This window comes from Streptosporangium sp. NPDC048047, assembly GCF_040653115.1.
Taxonomy (GTDB): Bacteria; Actinomycetota; Actinomycetes; order Streptosporangiales; family Streptosporangiaceae; genus Streptosporangium.
Genome location: NZ_JBEZNH010000079.1, coordinates 24,668 through 31,515 on the forward strand (window position 1 = coordinate 24,668; position 6,848 = coordinate 31,515).

The window sequence follows — 6,848 nt, forward strand, 5'->3', positions numbered from 1 at the left end:
GGACCGGCCGATCCCCGCACTCCGCTCGGCGCCGTCACGGTGGCGGACCGGCCGGTCCCATGTCCCGGGTACGGCGGTCAGGCGGACGCGCGGAGGGGCCACAGCCTTCCGGCGAGGGCGGGGAGGTCGGCGCCGAGACGGCGCAGGATCGCCACCGAGGCGTTGGAGCCGTCGGCCAGCAGGCCCCTCACCAGGTCCTCGTCCACGACCCCGCCTCCATCGGTACGGCGGGCGGCGTGGTACAGGGCGACCTCGACGGCCTTGCGGGCCGCGACGGTGAGCCGGAGGTCGCCGGCCGGGCCGGAGAGCGTCACGCGCAGCGGGCGCGTCCGGGGGCGGCGCAGCCGCCACGCGGCCGGGTCGGCGCGGCGGGACGGGAGCCTGCGGCGGATCTCGTCCAGGTCGACGCCCAGGCCGGCCAGCAGGTCGCGGTCACCCGGGCGATCCGGCGGGCCCGCGGGCAGCAGCGCGCGGACGGCGTCCGGAGACACCTCGAAGCCGTCCACCGGCCACGCCTCGGCCAGGGCGAGCAGCAGCATGTCGTCGTCCAGGACGGTGCGGCCGGCGTCGAGCGACAGCAGGCCGGCCCGGACCACGGTCCTCCGGGCCTCGGGGGCGAACCTCTCGAACATCAGCGTCTCCCGCCGTCGATGATCCGGTGCGCGTGCTTGCGGTGCGCCGTCTGCCGTTTCACGCCGAGTGCCGCCGCGATGGTCTCCCACGACACGTTCCGGGCGCGGGCCTCGGTGACGTGCGCGGCCTCCAGCTCCTCCAGGAGCCGCCGCAGGGCCGCCACGGCGGCCAGCGCCGTCACCGGGTCCTCGCCGGTGGTGGCCTCGGCCAGTTCGGTTACCGTCGTCATGCTGTCAGCATATGCTGACACGCCTCGTTTGTCAGCATATGCTGACGAATTCCTCCGGGGCACCGGTTCCAGGCGGACAGGCGGCGCGGAACGACGCGGTCCCCGGGAGACTCGGCGCGGACGACGCGGGAAGGCGTGGGCGTGCGCGGATGGGCGTGGAGGGCCCCCGAACCGGTAGGGAGGACGCGGCCGGGACGGATGCAGCCCGGACGATGCGGCTCCGGCAGGCGGTCAGAGTCAGAGGAGGCCGGCGTCGCGCACCTTCATGGCGACGTGGACCCGGTTGTCGGTCCCGAGCTTGGCGAAGATCCGGGTGACGTTCGCCTTCACGGTCGCGACGCTCATGTGCAGGCGTTCGGCGATCTCGGCGTTCGAGCTGCCCCGGGCCACCTCGACCGCGACCTCGCGCTCGCGCTCGGTGAGCCTGGCGAGCTCCCGCCGCGCCTCCGGGCCCCGCGGCTGGGGACCGCCGGTGGCCGCGGCGATCACCTGCCGAGCGACGCTCGGCGACAGCACCGGCTCGCCCCTCGCCGCGGCGCGGACCGCCTCGACCATCTTCGGCGGCGGCGTGTCCTTGAGCAGGAACCCGGCCGCGCCGAGCCGCAGGGCCCGCAGGACCAGGTCGTCGGCGTCGAAGGTGGTGAGCACGAGGATCCGGGGCGCGTCCGGCCGCCTCAGCAGCAGCTCGGTGGTGGCCAGCCCGTCCTGGACGGGCATGCGGATGTCCATCAGCACCACGTCGGGCCGCAGGTCGCGGATCACCTCCATGGCGTGCCGGCCGTCCCCGGCCTCGCCCGCGATCTCCAGGTCGGGCTCGCCGCCCAGGATGAGGCGCAGCCCGGTCCGCACCATCGGGTCGTCGTCCACGATCACCAGCCGAATCACCCGTCAAGCCTCCCACGGCAGTCTTGCGTCGAGGACGAAGCACCCGTCCCGCAGGGAGTGGCTGAGGGTGCCGCCGGCCATCCGGATCCGCTCGGCCAGGCCCACCAGCCCCAGCCGCCCGCCGGGACCGGCGGGCGACCCCGGAACCGCCGGATTGCTCACCCGGATCCGCAGGCCGTCGCCGGGACGCCCGCCGATCTCGGCCCGCACCCGGCTGCCCGGCGCGTGCTTGCGGGCGTTGGTCAGGGCCTCCTGCACGATCCGGTAGGCGTGCCGGCCGGTCTGCGCCGGCAGCGACTCACGGCCCTCGACGGCGTCGGTCACCTCGACCCGCTGGCCCGCCGCCCGCACCTCCTCGAACAGGTCGCCCAGCCGGTCCAGCCCCGGCTGCGGCGCCTCCGGCGTCTCCGAGGCGGCGGAGGCGCCCTCGGACCGGAGGACGCCGAGTACGGCGCGTAACTCGTTCAGCGACTGGTGGGCGTTCTCCTGGATCGCCAGCGCGACCTCGCGGGTCTCCCCGGCGGTGAGGTCCTTCCGGTACGCCAGGCCGCCCGCCAGCATCGCCAGCAGGGAGAGCCGGTGCGCCAGGACGTCGTGCATCTCGTGGGAGATCCTGGCGCGTTCGGCGAGCCTGGCCTGCTCGATCCGCTGCGCCTGCTCGCGCCCGGCGGCCAGCGCCGCCTCCCGCCGCGAGGCGGCCAGGTCGCGCAGCCCGCGCAGGTACAGGCCGAGGAGGGTCAGCCCACCGAGGATGACGGTGCCGGTCACCAGGGAGACGGCCGTCGCCTGGCCGACGCCGTTCATGACGGCGTAGAACGCCGTGCACAGCCAGAGGACGGCCGCGACCGGGGCGATCCGGCGCCACCGGCGGTGCGTGCACAGCGACACGTAGGCGACGTAGGCCGGGCCGGTCGCTACGGTGGAGAACGTCGTCAGCAGGGCCGTCGCCAGCGCGGTCTGCCACGGCAGGCGGCGCCGCCACCGCAGCAGGACCAGCCCGGCCAGGCCGAGCCCCGCCTCGGTCAGCGCGAGCCCGAGCCGGTCGTGCTCCCGGGAGACGACCACGGCCAGGACGGTGCCGTGGAACAGCATCGGCACCGCGGCGCACAGGTAGCGCAGCGCGGAGTCCCGCCGGGTCAGGGGCGGCTGGTTCTCCGTACGGTCGTCCACGGCTCCACAGCCTATGCACCGTGCGGACCCGCTCCCCAGCGACCTGGGTCCACGCCGCGGTGGCCGAAGGTCCACGGTCGCGTCGCCGCGCGTACACCCCGGACGCGCTCCCGGAGAGGCTCAGGCGGTCCCGCTGCGGTGGACCTCCCGGGCGAGACGGGTGATCTGGGACGTCGAGCGCTGCCAGGACGTCCCGGCGGGGTAGGCGGTGAGCAGGACAATGATCCAGCGGTCCTTCGGGCCGACGAGGCCGGTGGTGTGCAGGACGGGCCGGCCGTAGTCGGGCACGACCCTGGGCGCGGACCCGGGGGCGGCCGGGGCGGCGGCGTCGGCCGGGGCGACCGGCACCGGGACGCCGGAGAGGGGACCGGCCGGGGCGGGGGCGCCGGCCGTACGCCCGGAGGCCGCCGCGGTCGTCCGCCCGGAGGCCGCCGCGGTCGTCCGCCCGGAGGCCGCCGGGCTCGGGACCGCGGCCGAGGAGGCCGGAAGCGACGGGGTCCCCGGGGTCCCAGGGGACGACGGCCGGCACCTGACCGGCGGCCTGAGGCCGTACCCCGACCAGCCCTGCTTGACCGCCCACGGCCGGGCGACCCCCCGGGGGATGCCGAAGTACTGGTCGAAGCCGTCGGAGCCGCACGGCCCGGCTTGGCGCAGGTGGCCGAGGATCAGCTCGGAGACGCGCGGTTCGGCCCGGTCGAGCAGGTAGCGGTAGACGCGCACCATGTCCAGCGCGCTCAGCGAGGTGTAGCCCCAGAACCCCGGCCTGTCGGCGGGCGGCGGTGCTGTGTCGGTCAGTCCCAGCCGCCGCGCGATCCGCTCGACGATCTTCCCTTTGCCGCCGCGGTCCCAGAACGCCGACGCCGCGTCGTCGTCGCTGACCCGCAGCATCACCTTCAGCAGGGCGAGATCCCGGTCGGGGACCTTCCGGTGCGACTCCAGGTGGTCGATGGCGATCATGATCTTCACCACGGACGCCGACCGGAACCTCCGGTGCACGTCGCGGTGAGCGGTGAGCCTGCCGGTCTGCCGATCGAAGACCGCGTAGCCGGCGGCCACCCCGGCCGGGACGTGCGGTACGGCGGGGCCCGCGGCGGAGGCGGGGGCGACGGACGTCAGGAGGGGGAGGGCCGCGGTGAGGAGCGCCAGGGAACGGATCATGCGCAAATGCCTACCAGATCGGCGGGTCCCGGTGGGCCCGGCGGCCCGGGGACACAAGACGGGACGACGCGCCGGGCCGTACGGCCGCGTCCTCCGTGTCTCACCGGTGGGCGCGGCGCAGGTTGCGCGCCACGACGCCGGCGACCTTCCGGGCTCCGCCGGGGTCGCCGAACACGCTCAGATGGACGACGACTCCGCCCACGCCGACCAGGGCGGAGTCGGGGACGGGGGCCATCCCCGGACCGTCGAGCAGCCAGACCCCCTCGTCGCGCGGTTCGACGGGCGACATCTCCCGCCGCATGTGCGCCAGGGCGGTGGACACGAGGAGCCGGGCGGCGTCGGGGGAGGGCGCGACCCACGCGACGGTCACCGCCACGGCGGGGCCGTCATCGGTGGGCGGGACGTAGTCGCAGCCGGTGGGGCGGGGGAGACCCGTCCCGCCGACCCGCCGGTGGCGGGGGTGGGAACTGTAGCCCGGGCCCAGGATACGGAGGTCGTCCACGTTGAGCAGCCCGCACGCGTCAGGCCAGGCGGAGGGTTCGGTCCCGGCGAGCGCGGCGGGCCCGGCGCCTCGCGGGCGGGAGAGCCGGTAGGCGGTGATCCGGCCGTCCGCGTCGCCTCCGCGGCCGTCGACGTGCCCGACGAGGACGAGCCCGGCGGCGGCGCCGAGGAGTGTCGAGGCGGAGGCGGCGGTCGGGAGCGGGCGCCACGCGACGTCACCGCGGCCGACGTCGGCGACCACGAGGAAGGCGGGGCCCGGCCGGCCTCCCTCCTTCCCGGCGTCGTCCTGGAGGACCGCCAGGCCTGGACGGCTCCGCTCCCCGAGGTCGTGCATCTCGTATCCCGGCAGTCCTCGCCGCCACCGCACGTCACCGTCGCGCTCCACGGCGACGGTGACCGGCGGCGAACCGCCGGGTGACCGGACGGTGTAGGCGGCCACGTCGCCGGCGACGGCGAGACCGTAGGCCGGGCCGTGGCCGTCCACGTCGATCCTCCGCCCGCCGGGGGCGTAGAGCCGGTGGCGGCCGTCCGCCGAGACCAGCGCCGTCCCGTCCCGGGCCACCTCCACCGCGTCCGGCTCACCGGCACCTTCCTCCTCCTGCGGGTCGTCACCGGTCCCGTCCGGCCGGAGCGGGAGGGTGTCGCGCCACCGCGTCGTCCCGGTCGCCGGATCCAGCGCCCACAGCGTGGCCGGGCCGCTCCCGCAGCGGACGACCGTCACGAGGAGGGCCGGACCCGCCCCCGTGGTCCCCGCGCACGCGTCGCCACGGGGAAGGGGGACGCGCCAGGCGGTGCTCCCGTCGCGCGGGCTGATGCCGGCCGCCGCACCGCTTCCGGCGCTCACCAGCGTGACACCGCCGGGCGTCGCGTCCACCCGCAGGTCCGCGGGGACCTGGCCGGGCCCGCCGTACAGCGCGGCCGGCACGTCGGCCTCCCACAGCTCGCGCCCGGAGCCCGTCCCGTAGCCGGTGAGCCGGTGGACGGCCCCGTCCCGCGTGCTGCGGTGCACGACCACGACGTCCCCGGCGGGCCACGCCCCTTCGAGCCGGTGCCCGGCGGGTCCGCGGAGCACGGCGCGAGGACGGCCGGTCCGCAGGTCGCGGAGGAGGACGTCCCCGGAGGGTCCCGTCACGGAGAGGACGAGGTCGCCGGTGACGGCGAACGGCCGGGCGCCGTCGTAGCGGTTGCCGGGCTCGTCCGCGGACGTCTCCCAGACCGGTGTGAACACCCCCGGAGGCGGGAGGGGGACGGGCGGGAGGTCGCCGGCGGTGACCAGTACGGACAGCAGGAGGACCGCGGTCGCGGCGAGCCGCCGGATCACCGCCGGCACCCCCGCGAGGCGGGGAAGGCGGCGCACAGGGTCTTCCCGCCGGCTCTGTGCCAGGTCCGTCCCTCCTCGGCGTAGACGGCCCGGTAGGCGTGGTGGTCACGGGCCGCCCCGGTGACGCGGAACAGCCCGCCGTCGGTGCCGCCGATCGTCTGCGTCATCCGCCGCCCGCCGGTGACGACGAGGACCTGGAGGTCGAACTCGACGGCCGCGCGGTGGGACAGGAAGGAGATGACCAGCGTCTCGCGCTCGCCGCGCTTCAGGTCGATCTGCTTGCCGGTGAAGTAGGGCTTCTTCCCCTTCTCGCCGGCGAGAAGGAGCACGGGGGGCCTGTCGAAGTCGGCGTTCAGCGAGATGACGGGCGCCTCGCCCGACGTGTCCGGCAGGAAGTACGCGCCGGTGAGGATCGCGGTGCTGCGCCGTACCCGGGGGCGGATGTCGACGATCCTCAGGTCGCTGCGCCGGCTCTCGACGGTGATGGTGACGTCCAGGCGCTCGACCGCCCCGCCGTCGTGGCGGCGCGACAGCTCGGCGAACTCCTCGTCCGACGGGGCGGTGAGCAGCACGGCGCGGTCGGCGGCCGACGACGGCCGGGAGCGGAACGCCACGGGGCCCGGTCCGGGCGCGTGCTCCTCGACGACCGGCACGGCGAGAGGGGGCCGCCCGAGAACGTTCTCCAGGAGGTCCTGCCCGCCGCCCTGCGCCCAGGGCCCGAGGACGGCGGCCGCCACAGCGCTCAGCACGCCGCCCAGCCATGCCAGCGGGCTGCGGAGGATCCGGGTGAGCAGCGGGGGCGGGGCCTCCGCCGACGTCTCCGCGGGTTCCCCCACCGGTTCCCCGGCGGGTTCCTCCGGCGGTTCCCCGGCCGCCCGGCCGGGCGACTAGCGGGGGGGGGGGGATGCGCCGGGGTGGGGGATGAGATAATTACGAAAATTTTTGCCCGTC

At 76.1% G+C, this 6,848-nt stretch carries 7 protein-coding genes; all 7 read right to left on the reverse strand.

The annotated features are described in order from the left end of the window. Nucleotides 1-77: 77 nt before the first annotated feature. Nucleotides 78-632 carry a hypothetical protein gene (locus AB0D67_RS36340; protein ID WP_362946136.1) on the reverse strand — a complete coding sequence of 185 codons (555 nt, stop codon included), beginning with the start codon at nucleotides 630-632 and terminating at the stop codon, nucleotides 78-80. Continuing rightward, a complete protein-coding gene (locus AB0D67_RS36345) occupies nucleotides 632-862 on the reverse strand; it encodes a helix-turn-helix domain-containing protein (protein ID WP_362946139.1) in 231 nt (76 codons plus the stop codon). Before AB0D67_RS36345 ends, AB0D67_RS36340 begins: the two co-directional genes overlap by 1 nt. Nucleotides 863-1,099: 237 nt before the next feature. Continuing rightward, nucleotides 1,100-1,747, reverse strand: coding sequence for a response regulator transcription factor (locus AB0D67_RS36350; RefSeq protein ID WP_362946141.1), 648 nt, complete (start codon nucleotides 1,745-1,747; stop codon nucleotides 1,100-1,102). A 3-nt stretch (nucleotides 1,748-1,750) separates the two neighbouring features. Next, nucleotides 1,751-2,917, reverse strand: coding sequence for a histidine kinase (locus AB0D67_RS36355; RefSeq protein ID WP_362946144.1), 1,167 nt, complete (start codon nucleotides 2,915-2,917; stop codon nucleotides 1,751-1,753). 120 nt (nucleotides 2,918-3,037) lie between these two features. Then, nucleotides 3,038-4,075 carry a hypothetical protein gene (locus tag AB0D67_RS36360; RefSeq protein ID WP_362946147.1) on the reverse strand — a complete coding sequence of 346 codons (1,038 nt, stop codon included), beginning with the start codon at nucleotides 4,073-4,075 and terminating at the stop codon, nucleotides 3,038-3,040. 100 nt (nucleotides 4,076-4,175) lie between these two features. Next, nucleotides 4,176-5,933 (reverse strand): PQQ-binding-like beta-propeller repeat protein, encoded by a 1,758-nt coding sequence (locus AB0D67_RS36365; RefSeq protein WP_362946149.1) that lies wholly within the window; start codon nucleotides 5,931-5,933, stop codon nucleotides 4,176-4,178. Beyond that, nucleotides 5,894-6,733, reverse strand: a complete 840-nt coding sequence (locus AB0D67_RS36370) for a hypothetical protein (protein WP_362946151.1) — start codon at nucleotides 6,731-6,733, stop codon at nucleotides 5,894-5,896. The genes AB0D67_RS36365 and AB0D67_RS36370 overlap by 40 nt, the downstream gene beginning before the upstream one ends. Between the last annotated feature and the right edge of the window lie 115 nt (nucleotides 6,734-6,848).

What these genes read in the sequence shown, in the direction of transcription:
- AB0D67_RS36340 (WP_362946136.1), bottom strand. Translation starts at nt 632, where the DNA reads ATGTTCGAGAGGTTCGCCCCCGAGGCCCGGAGGACCGTGGTCCGGGCC.
- AB0D67_RS36345 (WP_362946139.1), bottom strand. Translation starts at nt 862, where the DNA reads ATGACGACGGTAACCGAACTGGCCGAGGCCACCACCGGCGAGGACCCG.
- AB0D67_RS36360 (WP_362946147.1), bottom strand. Translation starts at nt 4,075, where the DNA reads ATGATCCGTTCCCTGGCGCTCCTCACCGCGGCCCTCCCCCTCCTGACG.